Below are 21,552 nucleotides of genomic sequence, written 5' to 3' on the forward strand. Positions count from 1 at the left end.
TATAAAAGCAATAACCAAAATTACAACAGTTAGGATATGGGCCACTTTACATTTCACGACACAAGCTTAACGTTTAATGACCGCCGAACTTTACTAAAGTTGGTTTTATATTTATCTGACGAAATAAGGATTAAGTTCATACCTATCAAAAATTAAAATAATTCTAAATATTTACGATTTGTTTTTTTAAGTTAGCTTTTTAAATGCACTATTTTTTAATTAAAAATTCCTTTACCCTGACCTACTTTAACTATTTTTAACTTTCACGTTAGCTCAGGCATTTAATTCAGTTCATTTATTTCTTATGTCAAAAAATTTAGCAACACTGATTGGTTTAAGTGCCATCCTGATGTGGGCCTCTATGGTGGGTTTTGTAAAACATATCACGACTGTCATCGGCCCAGATATTGGCATTACACTGATTTACTCCTTAAGTGCGTTGCTACTCCTAATTATTTTTAGAGTGCCAAATTTTAAGTTAATTTCTAAAAAATATTTAATTTTAGGTGCAATTTTATTTATCGCTTATGAACTATGTTTTTCGTTTGCACTTGCCTATTCAAAAACTGCTCAACAAGCGATTGAAGTAAGCATTGTGAACTACCTTTGGCCAAGCTTGACGGTTTTAGCTTTTGTCATTTTTAAAGAGCTAAAATTTAATGTATTTATTATTTTGGGCTTAATCATTTCAATTTTCGGCATTATTTTTATACAGACCGGAAATGGAGATTTTAGTCTAAGTCGAGTTATCGACAACTTTTATAGCAATCCTCTAAGTTATATTTTGGCTTTTATAGGTGCCATAATTTGGGCTTTTTACTGCGTGTTGACTAAGAAAATAGGTAAAGGGCAAAACCCTATTTCTATTTTCTTTATTGGCGTTGCTGCAACCTTGTGGCTAAAGTTGTTGTTTAGTGGTCAAGCCGTTTTGCCATCACTCGATTTAAATACGACTTTATCTCTAGTCTTTGCATCCACTGCAATTGGACTAGGTTATGCGGCATGGAATATTGGCATTATTCATGGCAATACCACCATGCTAGTAGTAGCTTCTTACTTTACGCCCATCATCTCTTCTCTGCTTGCCATGTTGGTTTTACAAACCGAGTTATCAATCAGCTTTTGGCAAGGAACAGCTATGGTTACAGCCGGTTCACTCATCTGCTGGCTTTCAACAAATTGGACAGTTATCCGTTCTTATTTTAAAAAGGATTAAAAGCTTAGGTCATACTGATATAGACTTATCTGCAACAGAGTTAGCGTTAGCTTTTTGCTCTAAAGCAAAATTTACAGCTTCTTTTGCATGAATGGTGGTGGTGTCAAATAACGGTACAGAAAATTTAACATCACCAATCAACATACAAATTTCAGTACAGCCTAAAATAATACCTTCGGCACCTTCCGCAATCAGCTCCTCTACCACGGTCATATACTTTTGTTGTGAATCTGGGTTAATCACGCCTAAGCATAATTCGTCATAGATAATGCGATGTACTGTTTTGCGACTGGTTTCATTTGGAATAATCACCTCAATTCCATGGTTTTGTAATCTGGCTTTATAAAAGTCTTGCTCCATAGTGAAAGCTGTTCCCAACAGTGCAACTTTTCGGATATTTTGACTTAAACTTTCTTTTGCTGTGGCATCAGCAATATGTATAAAGGGAACCGTAATCGCCTCTTCAATTTGAGGAGCTACTTTATGCATGGTATTGGTACATAACACTATACAATCTACCCCAGCTTTCTCTAAATTAATTGCTTGCTGAGCTAAGTATTCGCCTGCCTCTTGCCATAAACCTTTTGCTTGTAAAGCGGCTATTTCTTCAAAATCGACACTATTTAAAATGACTTTAGCCGAATGTAACTTGCCTAATTTGTTCTGAACTGTTCTATTCATTTGTTGATAATAAAGCGATGTAGACTCCCAGCTCATTCCGCCTATTAAACCAATCGTTTTCATTCGTTTCAGTCCTTGTATTTGATCTATTCTTTATAGCCATAAAAAGCTAAATGCGACTAGAAGGAAATTGCTCTCTTTATTAAATCTATAAACTATTTTATAAAATATATTTTTTAAAACTAATTAATAAAAACTTTATGTTAGAAACAGACCGCTTAATCTTAAAACCATTTGTTCAAGAAGATTTATCTACAGTCATTGAGATGTTACAAGACAAAGATTTTATGGCTTTTTCACCTTATGGTCACTTAACACTTGAGGCTGCAACGACTCGTTTTTTTGAAATATTAGAGCATTATAAAAAGTATAATTTTGGCAAAATGGCTGTGGTCTTAAAAGATACTCATCAAATTATTGGTTATTGTGGGTTTGAAACTTGTGAAGTTGATGGCAAAACAGAAGCTGAACTAGGTTTTAGACTTATTAAAACTCAACGAAATAAAGGCTATATTGTTGAAGCTTCACTTAAGTTACTAGATGACATGAAAAATCGAAATTTTAAGCATGTGATCGCTTTTTCAGAAAAAGATAATTTACCTGCTCACAACCTATTAAATAAGCTTGGTTTTGAAAAAACCAACTCATCTAGTTATATGGATATGGATGTTATCTTCTTCGAAAAAGATCTATTATTTTCTTCATAACTATTATTCTTATAGAAAACTTTAAGTTAATGAAGATCTATTTACTTCAAAGAAGCCACCATTAAACGCACATCAAAAAATATAAGAATTCACGCAAATTTCACGACAGCCTCTTTAATTTAATCTTATAAAGTTGGTTAGGATTCATTCATGAAAATTATAACTACTGCCCTAGGGCTGATTACCTTAGTAGGTCTAACAGCATGCAAAAGTGTGCCTAGTTATTCAGGTGATTATGGTAAAGCCGAACAACAAATTACTGGTGTTACATTAAATGATGAACAAGCACTAGAGATTGGTAATCACTTTGTTGCTGCATTTAATACTTTGGGCACACCATCCTTTGTAAGTAATGCAAGTAATCTTTATGCAGATCAGCTCTATATCAACGATACACTCTCACAGTTCTCTCAGAAAAAAGATTTGATTAAACACTTTGAGGGTATGAACACACGCGTCAGTAACGTCACAGTCAAACTCATAAGTGCAACACATCATCAAGATAGCGCTTATATCCATTGGTATATGACCTATGACTTTAAAATGCTAGGACGCTCAAAAACTATGGCTTCCTACGGAATTAGCCAAATCAAAATTAATGATCAACAGAAAATCATTTTTCAACAAGATTTCTGGGACCCAGCAAACGGTCTTTATCGTTCTTTACCTGTATTTGGAGGAGTTTATAAATGGATATTACCGTTCAAAAAAACCGAATCTTAATACTTCTGGGTATTTTAATTGCATCTCACACAAATGCAGCTGAACTAAAGAAATGTAGTTCAGCACCTTTAACGGTAACGAGTCAAAAAGTAGGAAATGTCAGTTACTTTGCTGAGGATTGCTTAAAAAGCTGGCAAAACCAAAGCATAAAAATGGATTTTAGCTATAACCGGGATATTCCCGAATGGGCATTTAAGCGGGCGGCAGCACACTATTTGAAGAAAAATATTAGTGGATTTGATGCAAAATCTCCACTTAATCATATTAATGAGCTTTATAGACCAATTAAGAGCGGAGATTTATATAGTCTTTATTACCAACATGAAAATCAAAAACTGGAGTTAAAATTAAATCAAAAACTATTGGGTTCTATAAATAATCCAAATGCAAATCAATATTTTAAAATCTGGTTTGGTAGCGAACCATTTAATGCTAAATTAAAACAACAACTATTAAATTAATGGCTTAATAAAATCTTATGGGTAATCACTTTATCCTCATGGTTGAGGACCATTTTGAACTGGCGGCAACAGTCTGTGAATTTCTTGAAGTGCATGGTTATGTCATCGATCATGCACGTAATTTAGATGCAGCCCGTTCTTTTCTAAAATCACAGCACTATCATCTTTTACTTCTTGATATAAATTTACCCGATGGTTCTGGTTATGACCTCTGTAATTGGTTACGTACTGAACAAGGGGTTGATATTCCAGTGCTGATGCTGACAGCCAGAGATACGTTAGACGACAAACTTAAAGGATTTACTGCTGGCACAGATGATTATTTAGTTAAGCCATTTGATTTTAATGAATTAGTGATGCGTATTCGTGCCTTAATTAAGAGAGCTGCGGGTGAAGTCGCGAATCATAAAATTCAGATTCATGATTTAATTCTTGATAGCGCAACACAAACTGTAATTCGCGCTGGAAATAATATTGAATTACCACCTATCCAATTTAAACTATTAAAAATTTTGATGCGCCAGTCTCCGAAAGTGGTTACCAAGCAAGAGCTTATGATGGAGCTGTGGGGAGACGAAGAACCTGAAAGTGATGCTTTACGCAGTCATATTTATAACTTAAGAAAAATGGTAGATAAACCATTTGACCCTAAACTATTACACACAGTAGCAGGTGTCGGTTTAAAGATTGCTTTGGAAAATTCGGCCGATTAACTTAGATATACCACAACAATTAAACCTGTTGCTTGTTCTAAGTCTAATTCAGGATGTGTAGCTAAATAGTATTGCCGATCAAACAGTTCGACTCTCCATCCTAATTGTTTGCAAAGCTTCTGTACCAGTTGCAACCCAATGCCATGACCTTTAACTTTTAAAGAAAGCTGTGAATCGCTAAGCTCTTGCACCTTTACATCATTAGGTAAAGAAATCCCTATACCATTATCAGCAATAATCAAACTGTTTTTTTGCTGAATAATATCAATTTGTGAGCCTTGAGAGTAATTGAGGGCATTGCGCAAAATATTACCTAGAACCATTTTGGTCATAGAAGGATATAACCAGCGCGGTTGTTCTGCTGAGTCTGGGTGAATATGAATATGTATACCCTTACTCTCACTCATGACTTGCAAGCTTTCAACTAAGTCTCGCACAATTTGTGATAGGAAATTTTTTTCCGATGGTAGGCTTTTTACTGTATTACGTGCAATTGCGAGTAAAGTGTCGACTAATAATTGCATATCTTCAATCGTATTATGAAGTCGAACTAAGGCTTTATCATCACCGTATCTAGCCTGACAAAGCTGAACATTACCCTTTAAAATCGTAAGTGGAGTACGAAGTTCGTGACTTACATCTCCAGTGAACTCTCGCTCGCGTCGAATAAACTCACTTAAGACCTGATGATATTTTTCCAAGGCTTGTTTCAGATACTCTGCTTCCATATTGCCATTGGTATTTATATCTTTAAAAGGTGAAGCTTGTGTGTCTTGATGTGCCCAATCAATATTTTCTAATGCATTTGCCAAACGGGTAATTGGGGAAAAATAGCGTCTTGCTCTTCGGTTTGACCACCACAAAAAACTGTATAAAACAGATAAACTGAACATCAGTGGAGCAAGTCCAAATAACCAAATCAGCTTGTTGACGTTACTCTCGCCAAATACCAAAAGTACATGCTGTCCATTACGCTCACCGTATACGGTCATACGTTCTTTACCATCAATAAAGATTCGATGTACCCCACTCTCTAAATGCATATCTTTAAAAGGTTGAGGTGCTATCTGGGTATTCCATCGATATCCATATAAATTTTTAGTATCTGGCAAATCTGCGTTCGGGTTACGATCTATACGTAACCAGTAATGTTCCATTTCCTGTTCTAAAGCAGTTTTAAGTAAAGAACCCTTAATTACCCAAGCACTACAAGCCAACCCGACCACAATCGATAATGCGATTAGAGCAATCTGCAACCAATAATATCGATTGAACATTTTGGCTAATGGATGGCTAGATTTGCCATCGCGTCGAGTTCTTATCATATCGTTATCGCCGGGATAGGCTGTAGAAATTACAAAGGTCTCTTTTTAAATAAAAAGTGACCAATGACCCATTCTTGTCCTTGCTCAAACCCAAAAAGTTCAGCACAAGCCATGAAAAAAATACGCCAGCGTTGCCACCAAATATTGGCATCTTTTCCATAGATTTTCTGAAACAACGGCTTGAGCTCTTCCTCTTGATTATCCATATTATCAAGCCAAGCATTTGCCGTTCTCATATAGTGCTCACCCGACCACTGCCAGTGCTGAGCCAACTCTAAATGCTCTTGGAAATGCAAAAAAGTTGACGTTGAAGGCATTAAACCGCCAGTAAAGAAATACTTGGACATCCAATCATAGTCTGATTTTACTTCAAAAGGATAATGCAAAAAGCGATGACAAAAAATATGACACCAGAGTAGCCCGTCTGGCTTTAACCATCCCTGAATTTTCTCAAATAAACGTTGATAGTTCCGGACATGTTCAAACATTTCGACCGATACAACACGATCAAATTGACCTTTATCTAATTCGAGTACATTTACATCACAGGTGAGTACATCAACATTCGTTAAACCTCTCAACTTTGCTTGCCCTAGAATATGCTTTTTCTGGGTAGCAGAGTTTGAAACTGCCGTAATCTGTGAATGTGGAAAGTTTTCTGCCATCCATAAGGTTAAAGACCCCCATCCACAGCCTAACTCTAAAATTTGTTGACCATTTTTAAGTTGTGCTCTTTCACAGTAAAGCTGAAGTGCCAACTCTTCTGCCTGATCTAAAGTTGTTGTTTTGGTTGGAAAGTAACATGCACTGTATTTAAGCCTTTTTCCAAGTACTGTCTGAAAAAACTCGGTCGGTAACTCATAGTGCTGTTCATTTGCTTTATCTGTTTCTACAGCAATTTCACTCTTTTTGAGTAAATTAAGAACGTCCATATAGCGCTGTGCCCCTTGCTCAGGGTCATAACGGCCTTCTTGAATTAAGCGCTTTTTACTTAAAGCACGAATTGCAGCTCTAATTGCATGATCAGGAATCACACCACTTTCAACAATTTTTAGAGACTGATGAACAATAAAATCCATATGAGCACCTATTTTTTGGGTCTTCGCGGAATAAACATTGAAGTTCTTTGTTGATAATCAAGATAATTTTGACCGCGGCTTTTGATTGCTTGTTTTTCACTAAATGGAATACCCGTGACGTAGTATAAAAATAGCCACATCAACACAGGATAAATCCACAATAAATATTCGTCTGCAGCTAAACCAATAATGGGATAGGCAAACCAATGTAACCATTCAAAAAAGTAATTTGGGTGTCGTGAATAACGCCATAATCCTTGATCCATGGTTTTGCCATGGTTTTCCGGATTTAACTTAAATCTGTATAATTGCTGATCGGCAAGCTGCTCACCTATGAAAGCAATCGCCATAACTACAGCTGCAATCACTAAAGCGATTTTATATTCACTACTCCATAAGCCTGCTTCTACGTTAAGCAATGTCCACATCGGTAAAAAGAACAGAAACACTAAAAATGTTTGAAATATAAAGAATAATAAAAAGCCAAAATGCTGGAACTTACCCATGGCCTGACGCATATTTGCATATCGACCATCTTCTTTTTGTTCAGACTGATAACGTCTTAACAGGTGCCAAAATAGTCTTAAAAACCATAAACCGCTAAACACGCCGATAAATAGCCTTACTTCAACTGGAGCAACTGAAATGAGTAAAGAAGACACAATAATATTAATTGCCAGACAGAAGCTCCAAGCAGCATCTACTATTCCAGCACGACCATTTAGAGTTGCAAGTAACCAGCTTATCAACATGATAAGTAAGTCCAGAATGAGCAAATTCCATAACATGAGCTGTCTCCTTGCTGAAGGTGTTTGAACTAGTAACTGGTACTTTCAAACAACAAGTGAACATTGCTTATTACGCCTTCTTTAAAACCGCCCTCGCAATAACATAAATAGAAATCCCACATGCGAATGAAGTTTTCATCGAAACCTAGAGCCAATACCTCTTCCCTTGCAGCTAAAAAACGCTCTCGCCAATGATGAAGTGTTTGCGCATAACTTAGACCAATGTCATTTAAATACTTTAGCCTTAAACCACTCTCAGACGCGGTTTGAGTTAATACACTCACACTCGGAATGAAACTACCGGGAAAAATATAGCGTTTAATGTAGTCAACAGTATTGAGTGCTTTTTTATAGCGAAAATCTTCAATGGTGATGGCTTGAATAAGAGCCAAACCTTTAGGTTTTAAAAGTGCTCTACATTGATCAAAATATGTCGATAGATACTGTGCACCAACTGCTTCAACCATTTCAATTGAAACCAGCTTATCGAACTTACCTTCGAGCAAACGGTAGTCTTTTAATTGCACATCAATACGATGTGCTAAACCTGCTTCATTTACGCGGGTAATCGCTTCATCGTATTGGGCTTGCGAAATGGTAATGGTAGTGACTCGGCAGCCATAATGCTGAGCTGCATAAATTGCAAAACCACCCCAACCACTTCCGATTTCCACCAAGTGATCTAATGGTTTTAAATCCAACTTTTTACAGATAATTTCTTTTTTTAAATCTGATGCTTCTTCGAGTGTCATATTTTCATTTTCAAAAACGGCGCTCGAATACATTAAAGATGGATCTAAAAATAATTTAAAAAAATCATTGCTTAGATCGTAGTGCTCGGCAATATTTTTACGGCTACCACTTATAGAGTTCTTTCTATTTTTATACCAAGCTTTAAGAAAAAACTGGCTCGCTTGGGCAAACATATTTTGATTAAGCTGGTCTAATACATCTCGATTACGCGCCAAGATCTGAATCAACTCGACAAGTTGCTGGCTGCTCCAATCTCCACGGATATAACCTTCTGCTGCACCTAAAACGCCATTTTTTAAAATGAGTTCCATCAATAAAGGATTATGTACTTCAACCACAGCATGCAAGTCTGATACTTCACCCACCGTACCATTCCATGCACCCTGAAAAGTAATCTGCCCATGACGTAATTTGAGAAGGCTTTTGAGTAGTAATGGTACTGAGTCATCTTCACCATATAGAAATGTTTTTATCATGTCTTATCTACCTTGATCTTTTTAGGGTGACGATAAAATGGCACTTTTTTTCGCCACAACTTAAATGCCTCTAAATATATTGAAAACAGCATTTTAAAAGGCGCCAAGCTGTTATTAACAGCATATCGATATTGTTGTGAAGGAAATGTGATGGGTATAAGTTCAAAGCGCATAGTGGCGTCAAAGACTTGATTTTGTTCTTCAAAGAGCTGCATATGAATGACATTTTGTTGATCTGAAAAACTAAAACGCCAACGATAAGTCAACTGCATAGGCATAAACGGCGAAACATGAAATGATTTTTCAAATTTAAAATCGAAACTTTCATAATCCTTTATGTGACTGTATTGGTTCGTACAATCATGAACATAAACTTTTCGTTCATTCCAAGGGGTGTTGGTAATTTCACTAACAATAAATACAGGTTTTCCAGTTTTAGTTAGAACAAAATAAAATACGACCGAGTTAAAACGAAAACCTAAACATCGAGGTAAAGCCAATACTCTGATTTGCCAATCTGGTCGGAAATGTGAGTTGTTATTTTGAAGTATTGCTTTCTCTACTCTATCCCTTATAGAACCACGATACATATTTAAAAAATCATTTTCAGATAGTTTTAGTACATTCCAATGATCGGTAGACCAAAGTGAGCAATCTTTTGAAATTTCATTTAATTGATCTGGATCGAACCACAAATAATTTAAAGTCGAAGTGAATTGATGCTCTTTAGGGCTATAACGTCTATGACGAATAAGTGCAGGAGCTATAGCAAGTTTATTTAATAACATTTGAGAAGCCTCCTGCTTTTAAAATTTATAACGCTAAGATTTGCTCTACAACACGAGCTGCACTACGGGCCCCATCTTCATGAAAGCCCCATCCCCAATACGCTCCACAAAATGAAGTACGATTTTGTCCATTAATTTCGTGCCAGCGTGATTGGGCTTGAATTGCTTTTGCATCAAATACCGGATGACGATACTGACGTTCCACCAAAATATCCTCGGGTTTAATTTTCATATTTGGATTTAAGGTAGAGAAAATTTGAGTTTTGCAGGATAAGTTCTGCAAATTATTCATCCAATATGTAAACCCGTAATGTATAGCAGACGTATCATTTTCAACTTGTGATGTTGGCGTTACATGTACATGCCAACTTGCCCACTGCAAACGGCTTTTAGGCATAATCGATAGATCACGGTGAACCACCATTCGATTATCTTGATAACCAAATTGGCTTAATATTTCTTGTTCCAGAGATGACGCATCTTTTAATAAACTTAGGCTATCGTCAGCGTGGCTTGCAAAAATGACCCAGTCATATTGTGATTGTCCTTCAACGGTTTCAATCAACACCTTTTCTTGCGAACGGCTCACAGCTTTTACTTCAGCAAACTTCCATTCAAGAGATGGACAGTTCTTTTGAATCGCACGAATATAGCTTGCTGAACCGTGTTTAACCGTTTGCCATTGCGGCCGTTCTTTTAACTGTAACATGCGGTGATGCTGAAAAAAGCTCACCACAAATCGATATGGAATTTGACCTACTTGCTCAACCGGAGCCGACCATAAGGCACCGCACATCGGATAAAGATGCTCATAACGGAACTCATGACTATATTTGTGAAGGTCCAAATACTCTTCTATGGTTAAAGTAGGCTCAATATCTGCCACATCAATATTTTTATTGTCATCATAAAAACGCAGCAAGTCTGACAACATTTGCAGAAACTTTCGGTTTAAAAAGTTCTGTGGACGCGCAAACAGCGACCACTTTTTTGAAGGGTTATATTGAAGCCCACTCACCAGATTATTTACCGAAAAACTCATATCGCTGCTTTGAGTTTCTACACCTAATTTTTTTAGCATATCGGTAAATAACGGGTAGTTATAATCATTAAACACAATAAAACCACTATCTACCGCGACTTTAGCACCGTCTATATTCAGCTCATGCGTGTCAGTATGACCACCAAAATAGTTATTTTTTTCATATACCGTAACCTGATGTTGTTTTGACAATTTCCAAGCGGTATAAAGCCCCGATATACCTGAACCAATAATGGCAATCTTCATAACACTTCCCCATTTTCAATTTTTTTTATTGGTAGATCTTTAATTTTTTTATATTGGTAAACTTTATTCGGTACGGGTTTTAACCCCCATACCAAACCAAATAAAGACATGACTTTGAGAATATAAAAGGTGATATCAATCTGCCACCAATGAAAACCTTGTCGTACACTGCCCGCGTAAAAGTGATGGTTATTGTGCCAGCCTTCACCTAGTGTAATTAGAGAAAGTAGAAAGTTATTACGGCTATCATCTGGGGTATTAAACTCACGTGAACCATAGCGATGAGCAAGCGAGTTAATACATAAAGTTGCATGAATTAGAAGAACAGTAGAAATCACAAATCCCCACACTAAAAGTTGTAAACCATTTGTCCCTAGTTCGGGATGATGTCGAGCTAACCATGAACCTAAACCATAAATTGCCAAAGCCGTCAGAATCACAATAGGCAGACAAAATCGATCAAGCAAAATTAGTTCTGGATACTTCAACCAGTCTTTAATGACTTTTTTTCGAGTGGCAAAATTTTGCTCATTTAAAAACCAACCAACATGTGAATACCAAAAGCCTGCTTTCGCTGAATGAGGATCTTGATCGGTGTCGGTAAAATGATGGTGATAACGGTGATGCGCTGCCCACCATAATGGTCCGCGCTGCGCGCTCATGGTTCCAATGAGTACAAATATGAATTGAACAATACGTGAGGTTTGAAAAGTTTTATGCGAAAGATAACGGTGAAAAAAAGCGGTAATCGCAAACATACGTATAAAATAAAAACCGAGCATAAAGATCACAGCGAACCAAGACACGCCGACCCAAAACGCAGCCAAGCAAGCGATATGTAATAAAATAAAAGGAATAATTCTTAACCATTGAATTTTCTTCTCAATGACATATTCGCTAGACGTATTCATTTGCGCATTTTCTGAATCTGACCAGCTATCGATCCAGCGTAGAAAAAATTTAGACATTGATTCTTCCTGATCTAAAGCATTTCTTTTCTGTTTTTAATTTAGAAAATGCGCAATGAATTTTATGTGAAGATCTTAAAATTACGAATAAAATTTAAGATCTTCTTCATCAGTTATTTTCTATTTAGACTGTGTAGTTTTAACAAGTTTAGAAACATCATAACCATACTTTTTCGCAGTTTGCAGATAAGACTGGTATGTCGCTTCATCAAGTTGAGGGCTACGAGAAAGAATCCATAAATATTTATGGCTAGGGCCACCCACTAAAGCAACCTTATAGTCCTGATCTACTCTTAAAACCCAATAATCACCCTTGGTAAAAGGAATCCATCTGAGGCCAGAAGGTAAAAAGCTCACCTTTAATTTACTGTTACCGTCATTTTGCGGATAAGCCACACCTTCAGATGAAATCATTTCACCTTTTTTATTGGTACAGCTATTTAATACACCTACGGTTTTGTCCGCGTTAATAGAATAGTTTGCTGTTGTATTGGCTACACAATTACGCTGAAAAAACATAGGTAAATGTGCAATTTCATACCACTTACCTGCGTATTTATTAATATCAATAGACTCAACCGCGACAGGTTTCGTGTTGTTGTCTGCATACGTACTAAAAGGAAGCGCTACACTAACCATAGCAAGGCCAGTACTCACAACAAGTGATTTAAATGATAATTTCACAATGATCCTCCTATATTTATTTAATATGCTTAACCATACTGCAGTGTGCTGTGAACAAAGTGTGAATTTTAAAAATTAATGAGCGCTATTAAGTATTTAATTTAATATTTTTGAAGTGTCTAGAACTGGAAAATCAAGCTCAAAGCACACACCTTCAACCGTGTTATAAACGCGGTAAAGACCCTCATGTAAATCCATAATTGAAGCGACAATTGATAAACCTAATCCACCTGTCTGGTTCTCATCACTTCGACTTGAGTGGCATTGATAGAATCTTTCAAAAAGATGCTCAAGTTGATGTTCAGCAATTGAAATACCACTGGTTATCACACTTAGACTCACCACTTTCTTGTGATCAAGTGTCTTATATTTACTTTTAATAAAAATAGTTCGCTTATTCCCACCATGAACCAGCGCATTTAAAATCAAGTTATAAACTGCTCTTTGAAATAGCTCAGAATCTGCAAATAACTTTTGGACTTCTAAATTTAAACTAAAATGGCAGTCTTGTTCCTCAGCTTGATATTCAAAAATTTGGCATAGGTTATCTATAACGTCTTGGACATTTATATATTGTTTGTTTACAAGAACCATCCTCTGATCGGCTCTTGCCAAGAAAAGCATGCTATCAATCATGCGTTTTAATCTGTGGTAGTCGTCTAAATGAGACACCATCAAATCTTCATATTGCTCAATCGAACGTTCGCCAGTTAAAGCAATCTCGGTTTGCCCAATCAAATTATTTAAAGGCGTACGGAACTCATGAGCGATATCTTCAGAAAAACGGTTGAGCTGCGTATAGCCTTTTTCAATACGCTCAAGCATGTGGTTTATATCTTTTGAAAGCAGCTCAACTTCTAAAGGAGAATTTGAGAGGTTTAACCGTTTCTGTAGCTGGTTTACGTTAATAGAATGAGTTTGCTTGCGAAGCTCTTGTAACGACCGTAAACCTAAATGGCACGCTAAAATGCAAAGCGCAAAGATTGCAAACACGCCCCCGATCACATACATCAAGAGACTTTCTTGAAAAGGTAAAAGAATATTGATGCGTTCCGACCACTGTTTACCTGCAATAAGCAAATAAAGCTCTTGATTAATCGTTATGGTTTTCCAAGCAATTCGGGTTGGATATGGGTTATTGGCTAAATCTTGAAATTGAAGAGTGTTTTTTTCTGCAAACTCAGGTAACTGAATATGAAGCGGATTGATATTAATTAAAGCTTTGTGTTTATGGATGAGCAGAAACAAGTTGTCTTGGTTGCCAAGCATGTTTTGATATAGTTTAGGCCGCGCAATAATTTGCTCTACATTTTCGCTGTCTTGTAGCAAAATTTCCAAACGGTTAATTCGCTCTGCTAAAGCTTTATCTTGTTGCTTCAATAAAATCTGGTTAATGCCTAAATAGGTCATAAAGCCGACGGAACATAAAATTAAGGCAGAACAAAGCGTGACCAGTAATGTAATACGGACTTCAAGCGAACGCAGAAATTTAAAGTTCATAAGCTAACCGATATTTTATAGCCCAAGCCACGTATGGTATGAATGAGTTTTAACTCATAACCTTCATCAATTTTGCTTCGTAAACGGCGTACAGCGACATCAATAAAATTGGTATCGGTGTCAAAGTTAATATTCCAAACTTCGGAACCAATTTGTCTGCGCGTCACGATTTGCTCTTTATTGATCAATAAATAACGTAATAAGTTAAATTCGGTTTTACTCAGTTCGATTAAGTTGCCACTACGCCAAACTTTATGACCAACCAAATCCATTTTTAAATCGCTAATAGACAGTTCATTTTCTTGCAGATATTGCTGTCGTCTTAACAAACTTTTAATGCGTGCCAATAGTTCAATATAGGAAAACGGTTTAGCCAGATAATCATCTGCACCCAACTCTAATCCTTTCACTCTATCTATGACCTGATCTTTTGCCGTTAAGAAAATCACCGGAATTTTTGAAAACTGGCGGAGTACTTGTAATACGCTCCAGCCGTCTATGTCCGGCAACATCACATCAAGAATAAGCAAGTCATATTGATCTCTCTTTAGCATTTCCAAACCTTGCATCCCTAAGTGAACACACTCCGCTTGATATCCAGATTCTTTTAATCCTTTGACCAAATAAGTGGCGATCTTGATCTCGTCTTCAATAATAAGGATACGCATTTTGTAGAGACTCATTTGAAAGATGACAACTTTGTAATGTGATTGTCACGCTTGAAGTTAAGCAATTTGTTTAAGATTTTCAAAGCGACTTAGAGGCAATCAACATGAAAAAATTGAACTGGCTGATGTTAGCAGCGGTGCTATTCGGTAATAGTACTTTTGCACAGCCCCCTGCTTTGAATCAAGTTTATTCGTTAGATCTAAAAACTGCCCACCTGTTAGCTGACAGTGCTAAAGAGGCATGCAAAAAATTAAATCAAAACATTGCGGTTGTTGTTGTAGATCGCGGCGGTAATCCTTTAACTGCCGAACGGCATGAGCTGGTAGGGCCACATAATTTAATGGCTGCCGAGAAAAAAGCCTATACCGCGTTATCTACCAAAACATCGACCTTAGTTTTAAGCCAAAACAGTAACCAAAACCCCGATGCAAAAAATTTAACCACCGTAGCGAATTTACTTTTGTTAGGCGGTGGCGTACCTGTCCGTTTTGAGAACCAAGTAATCGGAGCAATTGGCGTTGCGGGTGCTGGCGGTGCACAAAATGACAATCAATGTGCAAGCAAAGCCATTGAAACCGTTTTTAATTCATAAGGAGTTAGTTCAACATGACAAAATCATTTATTGCTTTATCTTCGTTATTTATAGCTTCGGCTACATTTGCACAAACTAATCCGCTGAGTGTGCATGTGTTAAATTTAGAAACGGGTTTACCCTCTTCTCAGGTTGAAGTCGTTTTAGAAAAAAACACCAATAATCAGTGGGTAAAACTCAACCAGCAAGTGACCGATTCAAATGGTCGTATTACTGCACTCTATCCAGAAAATAAGAAACTTGAGCAAGGCGTTTATAAAGTTACTTTTAAAACTGAAGACTGGTTTAAAAAGAACAAACAGCAAACGTTCTTTAGTGAAGTACCCGTAATTTTTAAAGTGGACGGCAGCGTAAACCACTACCATATTCCGTTACTACTTAGCCCTTACGGTTACTCAACCTATAGAGGCAACTAAAATAAAAAAGCCTTTATCTGTTTTTAGACAGATAAAGGCTTGTGTTAGAAAATTTTACTACGAACAAACACCATTCGTGATCACTACTTTTTTGTTTGAATCTAATGCCATAATTGAAGAAGAAACCGAATTAATAATCTGGCCCATCGCCTCACTTGAAGCACTTACAATTGCATCCATTTTCTTAGCTTTCTGATCAATTGGCTGTTTAAACGCAATTCTACAATTAAGCTGAGATCCTGCATTGGTAATGACTTTTGGATTAGATGACTCTAATTGAGTTGGGGGTATTTGACGCTTCACGACCCAAGACACCGCAATATTAATATAGCTTTTATCAACAATATCAAAATGAGAAAAGTCTGTAGAAACTCGATATAAAGGCTGATTGTTTCCAGCAAGCCCACTGCTATAACTGTCGATTGCGCCTAATTTTTGCTGTAAACCTGCGGACAGAGTATCGCGTAATTGTGTACTCATAGTCGACGTCCAGCGCTCATTGTTTAACACCGTAGACTTGCCACTACTGTCTTGTAGCACCAAAGGCGCACGATCTAAACGGTCTGGCAGTCCAACAGGTAGAACTTCAATGACTCGAATACTTGAACTAACTGCCGGAGTTATTTTAGGACTAATCGTATAGTAGTTCGGCGTTGGTGAACTCGAACAGGCCGTCATAGCAACTGCCGTTAAAAACAGGCCGCTCCCAAGCAGCCATTTGGCTGCTTTGAGATGTTGAAAAGATAGAGTGTTTTTATTTTTCATCATCGGCCTCTGGTGTCTTACCACGAATAATTGATTCAGGATGTTGCTCAATATAATCTGCCATGAGCTGTAATGAAGCTGCTGCACGTGTCATTTGCTGCAATGCTTTACGTACGTCTTGTTGTAACGGCGCATCACTCGACAAAATAGACTCGGACGATCTTACAGTTTTACGAACATCGTCTAAGGTTGCTTGTAAACCAGGTGCAACTTTACCATCTAACTGTTTAACCAGCTTGTCGGTAGACTCAATGGCTGTATTCATATTTTTAAGCGTTTTACGAACATCTTGCCCAATTTCAACTAATGGGAATTTAGTTAACTTATCGGCAATTTGAGAAACCTGTGCCTGTAAGCCACTCAACTCAGTTGGAGTGGTTGGAATCACCACACGGTTATCACTCAAAATTTGTAAGCTAGCTGGTTTCGCTTTAGGGAACTTATCTAAGGCAATATAGTTTTGGCCTGTTAAGAGGTTGCCCGTTCTCATTTGCGCACGCCATCCATGCTCAACAAAATCTTTGAAAATGTTGCTATTTGGATTGAGTGCCTGTCCATTTTCAACACGTGACGGATAAATGACCGCCTCAACGCGCATACGAATTTGCTTATAGTTATTATAGAACTCCGCATTAATCGATTTAACATTACCAATTTCAATACCCATGAAATCAATTGGCGCACCAGCAGCTAAACCGCGAAGTGAATGATCGAAGTACATAATCACGCCACGTGGCTGACCATCTGGTTCTTTGAGCGCATCGGATTTTGAGTCCCAAAGATTAAAGCTGCTCTTATTGGCCGCTACAGTCGCATTTGAGTTTTCAGGGAAACCAAAAGCAATACCGCCAGCAACAATACTCGCAAGCGACTGAGTATCTAAATTAAAGCCTGAAGCATTCAAACTCACATCAATACCACTTGCTTGCCAAAAGCGTGCATCTGTAGTCACAAACTTATCGTATGGTGCACGAATAAAAGTCTGAAGCTGCACACTTTTACCGTCATCAGCTAGCTTATAAGCAGTAATTTGTCCGACGTTAATTCGACGGTAATAAATCGGCGACCCGATATCTAAAGATCCCAAGTCATCGGCTTTCAAAAAGAATTCTTTACCCGGCACATCGGAAGTAATCACTGGTGGTATTTCTAAACCCGTAAATTCAAGTTTTTTCTCGGGTGACTTACCGCCATCTACTTCAATATATGAACCTGACAATAAAGTGTCTATGCCTGAAACGCCACCTGTCCCAATACGTGGTCGTACTACCCAAAAACGTGAATCTTGCGCGGCAAAGTTGCTAGCATTTTTACGTAAATCAATTCGCGCAATAATATGTGAGCGGTCATCGGCTAGATCAATTTGCCGTACAACACCAATATCAACCTGCTTATAGCGCACAGTTGTTTTACCTGCAACTAAGCCTTCTGCTGTACGAAAAGATACTTCAATTGTTGGCCCATTAGAGAGCAACGCTTTCACTGCGAGTGAAAGTGCAATTAAAAGTGCAACCAATGGAACTATCCAAATTAATAGAGGTTTCCACCGATTTTTCTTTTCTTGCGGTTCTGGTAAATCATTCATGTTTTCCAGTTCAACATCAGTCTCATGATGATCTGATGTACCGCCGTTTGTTTTGTTTTCAGACATACTCATTTTTCTTTTATTGACTGGGATTAATGGAATCATTATTCAAGGACGAATGCTCCGCCTGAATAACTGTGGTTTTTTCCGAAGAAAAATCATTGGGTTTATTGGTATTTTGGGATGCGTAAAAATTATCCCAAATAATACGTGGGTCAAAACTTAAAGATGCAAACATGGTTAAGACTACAACTGCACCAAAAGCAATTGAACCTGGCCCTGCCAAAATAGTCGCAAGCGATTGAATCTGAATAAGTGCAGTTAATAAAGCGACCACAAAGACGTCAATCATAGACCAACGTCCGACAAACTCTACAATTCGGTAAAGTTTGATACATTGCTCTGGTGAAAATTTCCAAGCTGCCGATGACTGTATATATACAACCAATAATAGGAAATACAAAATAAATAGCTTAAGCATCGGAATAAAAATACTGGCCATGAAAATGACCACCGACACTAAATAGTCTCCATTTTGCCAAAAATAAATCACACCACTCATGATGGTGTCTTTCTGGCTGCCTAAAAGTGAATCGGTTATTGTCATCGGCAGTACATTAGCCGGTATATACAAAATAGTTGCAGCAACAACTAGAGCAAAGGTACGGTTTAGACTTCCCTGTTTGCGCTCATGCAATACACTACGACATCTAACGCAGCGTAAAACTTTATTCTTTTTAGCAGCGACTACTTTATCTATTTTTGATGAGTTTAATAACCCACAGCAGTGACACAATATCAGCGATAGATCTTTGGCTCGTGGATATTGCTTTAGAACCATATCGGTATTTTCGGCCTTGAGTGCAGTCACTTTTTTTATTGTTTTCATAGTGGTGACCTATCAATTTCGTTCCATATGTCACTGACCTTTATGGACGTAATATAAACCATCAATAAGCTCAAGACCGCAAATGCCCACAAGGCAATTTCCGGAATAACAAGCACCATACCCATTAACTTTACAAGGGTGACCAAAATTCCAATCAGGAATACCTCAACCATTCCCCACACTCTCATAAAATAAAGCGTTCGTAAGGCAACTACTAAAAACTTTGGTCGTCTTTTAAATATACTGACCGTACCCAGTACATAGGCCATTAATAACAAATATGAAAGTGGCACAATAAACGTGGTAATTAAAATTAAGACACCGACAAAAGCCCGATCATAATGAAACATGACCCATACGGCACCCAATAAAGTGGTTTCAGATATATTCCCTTGCAGTTCAATCTTTACAATCGGAAAGCTGTTGGCAATAACAAATACGATTAAGGCCGTTAAAATGAGGGCCAATAAAGTCGTAAATGGCTTAGTATGCCGATAAAGCTCTGCACCACAGCAAACACAATAAGCTCTTTTTCCATAAGCAAGCGGAACTCTACGATAGACGGTATCGCACTCCTCGCAACCTGCTAATTCTTTAAGCTTCATAGGCATACTCTAAGGGCTATTATTTAACTGTTTTACACAAACTCTTTTATTACTAAGTTAAATTAAAATATAAAGCAATCTAAAAACTATACTGGGCAATACAAATTTGAGAATAAAAAATTACCGCAGATGCTGTTCAATATATTGTTGAAACTGCTGAATAATATGTACTGATTGTGTGGTGGAATTGAAATAAAGACCAAAGTTTAAAGTCTCAAGTTCAGGCAGTACATCAGTTTCTATGGTCTGAATATCTAGTGGAATTTGAAAACATGATCTTAGACTAATGCCAATCCCCGCCCGTATAGCAGGCCATAGCCCTTGGACTGAGTTACACTCATAAGCAATATGCCAAGCAATACCCTTTTTCTCAAGTACCTCAATCGCCATTTGCCTTAAAATACAAGGTTGCTGTAATACCACAAGTGGTATGGAGGCTCTATTTTCAATGATTTGCAAGATATGGGGATGAGGACAGAATAACCATTTTGTCTCTACACTTTTAAGCTCATGAAAGTTTTCAATTACTGGTTTTTGCTGCCATATAAGTGCTAAATCAAGCTCTTGCTTTTGTACTTTATCAATCAAGTTAAGGTTGCGGTCAACCCGAATTTGAAACTGTACGTTTGGATGCTGCAACATAAACTGAGCGATAAGTTGCTGTAAGGTTCCTTCAGCAAAATCTTCTTGTAAACCAAAACGAATGACTCCACTCGCTTGAGTCTGATGCAGCTTTAAAAGCACAGTATCGTTCAAAGCCAACATGTTTTTTGCATGGCTCAACAATAATTCACCACTTGGGGTTAATTCTAATAGCCGCCCCTGTTTTCTAAGAAGCTGGCAACCTGTTTGTTGCTCTAGCTTTTTTAATTGCGCACTAATTGCGGCCGGTGAACGACATAAGTGTTGTGCTGCTAGCTGATAACTCCCAAGCTCGATTCCTTTAACGAATGCACGTAAGGCATCTAAATCAAGATTGGTTGGGGGTTTAGTATAATCATTCATAAAAACCGAATTATTAGTTAGAAAAGTTTTGATTTTTTTAACTATACCAAACTGCCATATTAGCAACAACAGCATCAATGTTGAGATCTAAAATGTTCAGAAAAATTGATATTCATAATTTGGAAATGATTTCGCCCAAACTTTATAAGTTCGGCAAAGACTATTTATTTGCGGATATCTGGCAAAGACAGATGCTTGATACTCAAACACGTTGTTTTATTACGATCACTGCGCTTGTTTTACAAGGGCGTTATTCGCAGCTTGAATGGCATATAAAAAATGCCTTAACTGAAGGCATCACGAAAGAACAAATTATTGAAGCTATTACCCATATTGCTTTTTATGCAGGCTTACCTACGGCAATTTCAGCACTTGAACATATGCCAGAGGAGATATGGTCATGCCCATGATTCGCTTTACAACCAGTTATGCATATACAGATCATGAAAAAGCTCAGATATCAAAAATTGTGCAGACTTGTATGGAAAGTTATTTTGATACTCCCCCAAATGATTGCTTTCATTTCTTTGAGCACTTGGCTCAAGGCAATATATATGTTGATCCTGATTACTGGGTGGAGTCTTCCCGCACTGAAAAATTCATGCTGCTATACATCACTTCCGGTAAAGCCAGAACAGCTCAGCAAAAATCAGATTTAATGCAGCATGTAACAGCACAGCTCCATCAAAAATTTAAGATTCCAGAGCAAGATGTCATGTTTGTGATTGTGCAAAATAGCCCAGAAGATTGGTGCTTTGGTCATGCGCTACGAGCAGATAGTTACTTAAAAATGTTAGCTTCGAAACAGTAATTTCAAAGTTTTAAATCGCTATAAACCACTATTTTTGAGGTAATAAATATTTTTAAATATCAAGC

At 37.4% G+C, this 21,552-nt stretch carries 25 protein-coding genes; 9 read left to right on the forward strand and 16 right to left on the reverse strand.

Annotated elements, in window-relative coordinates; all coding sequences use genetic code 11:
* Positions 1-304 precede the first annotated feature (304 nt).
* Positions 305-1,216: an aromatic amino acid DMT transporter YddG gene (yddG, locus tag ACLCEG_RS06275; protein WP_039251533.1), complete on the forward strand. Its 912-nt coding sequence runs from the start codon at positions 305-307 to the stop codon at positions 1,214-1,216.
* A 9-nt stretch (positions 1,217-1,225) separates the two neighbouring features.
* Here the strand turns inward: yddG and ACLCEG_RS06280 are convergent, their stop codons facing one another.
* Positions 1,226-1,960 (reverse strand): aspartate/glutamate racemase family protein, encoded by a 735-nt coding sequence (locus tag ACLCEG_RS06280; protein WP_410566683.1) that lies wholly within the window; start codon positions 1,958-1,960, stop codon positions 1,226-1,228.
* Between the two features lie 137 nt (positions 1,961-2,097).
* Between ACLCEG_RS06280 and ACLCEG_RS06285 the strand changes: the two genes are divergently transcribed.
* From ACLCEG_RS06285 to ACLCEG_RS06300, 4 genes are all read left to right on the forward strand, one after another.
* The gene (locus ACLCEG_RS06285) at positions 2,098-2,604 is read left to right on the forward strand and encodes a GNAT family N-acetyltransferase (RefSeq protein ID WP_410566685.1); all 507 of its coding nucleotides are present in this window, start codon (positions 2,098-2,100) and stop codon (positions 2,602-2,604) included.
* A 150-nt stretch (positions 2,605-2,754) separates the two neighbouring features.
* On the forward strand, positions 2,755-3,327 hold the full coding sequence (locus tag ACLCEG_RS06290) for a nuclear transport factor 2 family protein (protein ID WP_068933184.1): 573 nt from the start codon (positions 2,755-2,757) through the stop codon (positions 3,325-3,327).
* Complete coding sequence (locus ACLCEG_RS06295) at positions 3,294-3,788, forward strand: chalcone isomerase family protein (protein ID WP_410566687.1); 495 nt, start codon at positions 3,294-3,296, stop codon at positions 3,786-3,788. Before ACLCEG_RS06290 ends, ACLCEG_RS06295 begins: the two co-directional genes overlap by 34 nt.
* A 17-nt stretch (positions 3,789-3,805) precedes the next feature.
* A complete protein-coding gene (locus ACLCEG_RS06300) occupies positions 3,806-4,501 on the forward strand; it encodes a response regulator transcription factor (protein ID WP_077162911.1) in 696 nt (231 codons plus the stop codon).
* Here the strand turns inward: ACLCEG_RS06300 and ACLCEG_RS06305 are convergent.
* The 10 genes from ACLCEG_RS06305 to ACLCEG_RS06350 all read right to left on the reverse strand — a co-directional run bounded on the left by ACLCEG_RS06305 (position 4,498) and on the right by ACLCEG_RS06350 (position 14,818).
* Entirely contained in the window at positions 4,498-5,826 is a 1,329-nt protein-coding gene (locus ACLCEG_RS06305) for a sensor histidine kinase (protein ID WP_004700750.1), read from the reverse strand. The genes ACLCEG_RS06300 and ACLCEG_RS06305 overlap by 4 nt on opposite strands.
* A 29-nt stretch (positions 5,827-5,855) precedes the next feature.
* Complete coding sequence (locus tag ACLCEG_RS06310) at positions 5,856-6,905, reverse strand: SAM-dependent methyltransferase (RefSeq protein WP_410566689.1); 1,050 nt, start codon at positions 6,903-6,905, stop codon at positions 5,856-5,858.
* 8 nt (positions 6,906-6,913) lie between these two features.
* Positions 6,914-7,693: a DUF1295 domain-containing protein gene (locus tag ACLCEG_RS06315; RefSeq protein WP_019458381.1), complete on the reverse strand. Its 780-nt coding sequence runs from the start codon at positions 7,691-7,693 to the stop codon at positions 6,914-6,916.
* 29 nt (positions 7,694-7,722) lie between these two features.
* The gene (locus tag ACLCEG_RS06320) at positions 7,723-8,922 is read right to left on the reverse strand and encodes a class I SAM-dependent methyltransferase (RefSeq protein ID WP_410566691.1); all 1,200 of its coding nucleotides are present in this window, start codon (positions 8,920-8,922) and stop codon (positions 7,723-7,725) included.
* A complete protein-coding gene (locus ACLCEG_RS06325) occupies positions 8,919-9,710 on the reverse strand; it encodes a DUF1365 domain-containing protein (RefSeq protein ID WP_019458383.1) in 792 nt (263 codons plus the stop codon). The genes ACLCEG_RS06320 and ACLCEG_RS06325 overlap by 4 nt, the downstream gene beginning before the upstream one ends.
* Before the next feature lie 25 nt (positions 9,711-9,735).
* Positions 9,736-10,998, reverse strand: a complete 1,263-nt coding sequence (locus tag ACLCEG_RS06330) for an NAD(P)/FAD-dependent oxidoreductase (protein ID WP_410566693.1) — start codon at positions 10,996-10,998, stop codon at positions 9,736-9,738.
* Positions 10,995-11,966, reverse strand: a complete 972-nt coding sequence (locus ACLCEG_RS06335; RefSeq protein ID WP_107972236.1) for an acyl-CoA desaturase — start codon at positions 11,964-11,966, stop codon at positions 10,995-10,997. Before ACLCEG_RS06335 ends, ACLCEG_RS06330 begins: the two co-directional genes overlap by 4 nt.
* A 120-nt stretch (positions 11,967-12,086) precedes the next feature.
* Entirely contained in the window at positions 12,087-12,650 is a 564-nt protein-coding gene (locus ACLCEG_RS06340; RefSeq protein ID WP_410566695.1) for a lipocalin family protein, read from the reverse strand.
* Between the two features lie 96 nt (positions 12,651-12,746).
* Positions 12,747-14,150: a heavy metal sensor histidine kinase gene (locus ACLCEG_RS06345; protein WP_410566697.1), complete on the reverse strand. Its 1,404-nt coding sequence runs from the start codon at positions 14,148-14,150 to the stop codon at positions 12,747-12,749.
* Entirely contained in the window at positions 14,147-14,818 is a 672-nt protein-coding gene (locus tag ACLCEG_RS06350) for a heavy metal response regulator transcription factor (RefSeq protein WP_410566699.1), read from the reverse strand. Before ACLCEG_RS06350 ends, ACLCEG_RS06345 begins: the two co-directional genes overlap by 4 nt.
* A 125-nt stretch (positions 14,819-14,943) precedes the next feature.
* Here ACLCEG_RS06350 and ACLCEG_RS06355 point away from each other — a divergent pair, with 125 nt between their 5' ends.
* Entirely contained in the window at positions 14,944-15,411 is a 468-nt protein-coding gene (locus ACLCEG_RS06355) for a GlcG/HbpS family heme-binding protein (protein ID WP_410567281.1), read from the forward strand.
* A 14-nt stretch (positions 15,412-15,425) separates the two neighbouring features.
* Positions 15,426-15,827: a hydroxyisourate hydrolase gene (uraH, locus tag ACLCEG_RS06360; RefSeq protein ID WP_005068395.1), complete on the forward strand. Its 402-nt coding sequence runs from the start codon at positions 15,426-15,428 to the stop codon at positions 15,825-15,827.
* A gap of 57 nt (positions 15,828-15,884) precedes the next feature.
* On the opposite strand, the gene ACLCEG_RS06365 is transcribed toward uraH, so the two are convergent.
* The 5 genes from ACLCEG_RS06365 to ACLCEG_RS06385 all read right to left on the reverse strand — a co-directional run bounded on the left by ACLCEG_RS06365 (position 15,885) and on the right by ACLCEG_RS06385 (position 20,676).
* Entirely contained in the window at positions 15,885-16,592 is a 708-nt protein-coding gene (locus ACLCEG_RS06365) for a membrane integrity-associated transporter subunit PqiC (protein WP_410566701.1), read from the reverse strand.
* Positions 16,582-18,249: an intermembrane transport protein PqiB gene (locus tag ACLCEG_RS06370; protein ID WP_029767837.1), complete on the reverse strand. Its 1,668-nt coding sequence runs from the start codon at positions 18,247-18,249 to the stop codon at positions 16,582-16,584. The genes ACLCEG_RS06365 and ACLCEG_RS06370 overlap by 11 nt, the downstream gene beginning before the upstream one ends.
* Before the next feature lie 7 nt (positions 18,250-18,256).
* A complete protein-coding gene (locus ACLCEG_RS06375) occupies positions 18,257-19,066 on the reverse strand; it encodes a paraquat-inducible protein A (protein WP_049063254.1) in 810 nt (269 codons plus the stop codon).
* Entirely contained in the window at positions 19,063-19,671 is a 609-nt protein-coding gene (locus ACLCEG_RS06380) for a paraquat-inducible protein A (protein WP_019458393.1), read from the reverse strand. The genes ACLCEG_RS06375 and ACLCEG_RS06380 overlap by 4 nt, the downstream gene beginning before the upstream one ends.
* A gap of 120 nt (positions 19,672-19,791) precedes the next feature.
* A complete protein-coding gene (locus ACLCEG_RS06385; protein WP_410566704.1) occupies positions 19,792-20,676 on the reverse strand; it encodes a LysR substrate-binding domain-containing protein in 885 nt (294 codons plus the stop codon).
* 92 nt (positions 20,677-20,768) lie between these two features.
* On the opposite strand from ACLCEG_RS06385, the gene ACLCEG_RS06390 reads away from it, so the two are divergent.
* Positions 20,769-21,086: a carboxymuconolactone decarboxylase family protein gene (locus ACLCEG_RS06390; protein ID WP_410566706.1), complete on the forward strand. Its 318-nt coding sequence runs from the start codon at positions 20,769-20,771 to the stop codon at positions 21,084-21,086.
* Positions 21,077-21,487 (forward strand): tautomerase family protein, encoded by a 411-nt coding sequence (locus ACLCEG_RS06395; protein ID WP_216133872.1) that lies wholly within the window; start codon positions 21,077-21,079, stop codon positions 21,485-21,487. Before ACLCEG_RS06390 ends, ACLCEG_RS06395 begins: the two co-directional genes overlap by 10 nt.
* The last annotated feature ends 65 nt before the right edge of the window (positions 21,488-21,552 follow it).

The sequence above is a fragment of the Acinetobacter sp. H1(2024) genome, assembly GCF_046557555.1.
Taxonomy (GTDB): domain Bacteria; phylum Pseudomonadota; class Gammaproteobacteria; order Pseudomonadales; family Moraxellaceae; genus Acinetobacter; species Acinetobacter seifertii.

Excerpts from the sequence above, each read along its gene's own strand:
- yddG (WP_039251533.1), top strand. The coding sequence starts at position 305 with ATGTCAAAAAATTTAGCAACACTGATTGGTTTAAGTGCCATCCTGATG.
- ACLCEG_RS06280 (WP_410566683.1), bottom strand. The coding sequence starts at position 1,960 with ATGAAAACGATTGGTTTAATAGGCGGAATGAGCTGGGAGTCTACATCG.
- ACLCEG_RS06285 (WP_410566685.1), top strand. The coding sequence starts at position 2,098 with ATGTTAGAAACAGACCGCTTAATCTTAAAACCATTTGTTCAAGAAGAT.
- ACLCEG_RS06290 (WP_068933184.1), top strand. The coding sequence starts at position 2,755 with ATGAAAATTATAACTACTGCCCTAGGGCTGATTACCTTAGTAGGTCTA.
- ACLCEG_RS06295 (WP_410566687.1), top strand. The coding sequence starts at position 3,294 with ATGGATATTACCGTTCAAAAAAACCGAATCTTAATACTTCTGGGTATT.
- ACLCEG_RS06300 (WP_077162911.1), top strand. The coding sequence starts at position 3,806 with ATGGGTAATCACTTTATCCTCATGGTTGAGGACCATTTTGAACTGGCG.
- ACLCEG_RS06305 (WP_004700750.1), bottom strand. The coding sequence starts at position 5,826 with ATGATAAGAACTCGACGCGATGGCAAATCTAGCCATCCATTAGCCAAA.
- ACLCEG_RS06310 (WP_410566689.1), bottom strand. The coding sequence starts at position 6,905 with ATGGATTTTATTGTTCATCAGTCTCTAAAAATTGTTGAAAGTGGTGTG.
- ACLCEG_RS06315 (WP_019458381.1), bottom strand. The coding sequence starts at position 7,693 with ATGTTATGGAATTTGCTCATTCTGGACTTACTTATCATGTTGATAAGC.
- ACLCEG_RS06320 (WP_410566691.1), bottom strand. The coding sequence starts at position 8,922 with ATGATAAAAACATTTCTATATGGTGAAGATGACTCAGTACCATTACTA.
- ACLCEG_RS06325 (WP_019458383.1), bottom strand. The coding sequence starts at position 9,710 with ATGTTATTAAATAAACTTGCTATAGCTCCTGCACTTATTCGTCATAGA.
- ACLCEG_RS06330 (WP_410566693.1), bottom strand. The coding sequence starts at position 10,998 with ATGAAGATTGCCATTATTGGTTCAGGTATATCGGGGCTTTATACCGCT.
- ACLCEG_RS06335 (WP_107972236.1), bottom strand. The coding sequence starts at position 11,966 with ATGTCTAAATTTTTTCTACGCTGGATCGATAGCTGGTCAGATTCAGAA.
- ACLCEG_RS06345 (WP_410566697.1), bottom strand. The coding sequence starts at position 14,150 with ATGAACTTTAAATTTCTGCGTTCGCTTGAAGTCCGTATTACATTACTG.
- ACLCEG_RS06350 (WP_410566699.1), bottom strand. The coding sequence starts at position 14,818 with ATGCGTATCCTTATTATTGAAGACGAGATCAAGATCGCCACTTATTTG.
- ACLCEG_RS06355 (WP_410567281.1), top strand. The coding sequence starts at position 14,944 with ATGTTAGCAGCGGTGCTATTCGGTAATAGTACTTTTGCACAGCCCCCT.
- uraH (WP_005068395.1), top strand. The coding sequence starts at position 15,426 with ATGACAAAATCATTTATTGCTTTATCTTCGTTATTTATAGCTTCGGCT.
- ACLCEG_RS06365 (WP_410566701.1), bottom strand. The coding sequence starts at position 16,592 with ATGAAAAATAAAAACACTCTATCTTTTCAACATCTCAAAGCAGCCAAA.
- ACLCEG_RS06370 (WP_029767837.1), bottom strand. The coding sequence starts at position 18,249 with ATGAGTATGTCTGAAAACAAAACAAACGGCGGTACATCAGATCATCAT.
- ACLCEG_RS06375 (WP_049063254.1), bottom strand. The coding sequence starts at position 19,066 with ATGAAAACAATAAAAAAAGTGACTGCACTCAAGGCCGAAAATACCGAT.
- ACLCEG_RS06380 (WP_019458393.1), bottom strand. The coding sequence starts at position 19,671 with ATGAAGCTTAAAGAATTAGCAGGTTGCGAGGAGTGCGATACCGTCTAT.
- ACLCEG_RS06385 (WP_410566704.1), bottom strand. The coding sequence starts at position 20,676 with ATGAATGATTATACTAAACCCCCAACCAATCTTGATTTAGATGCCTTA.
- ACLCEG_RS06390 (WP_410566706.1), top strand. The coding sequence starts at position 20,769 with ATGTTCAGAAAAATTGATATTCATAATTTGGAAATGATTTCGCCCAAA.
- ACLCEG_RS06395 (WP_216133872.1), top strand. The coding sequence starts at position 21,077 with ATGCCCATGATTCGCTTTACAACCAGTTATGCATATACAGATCATGAA.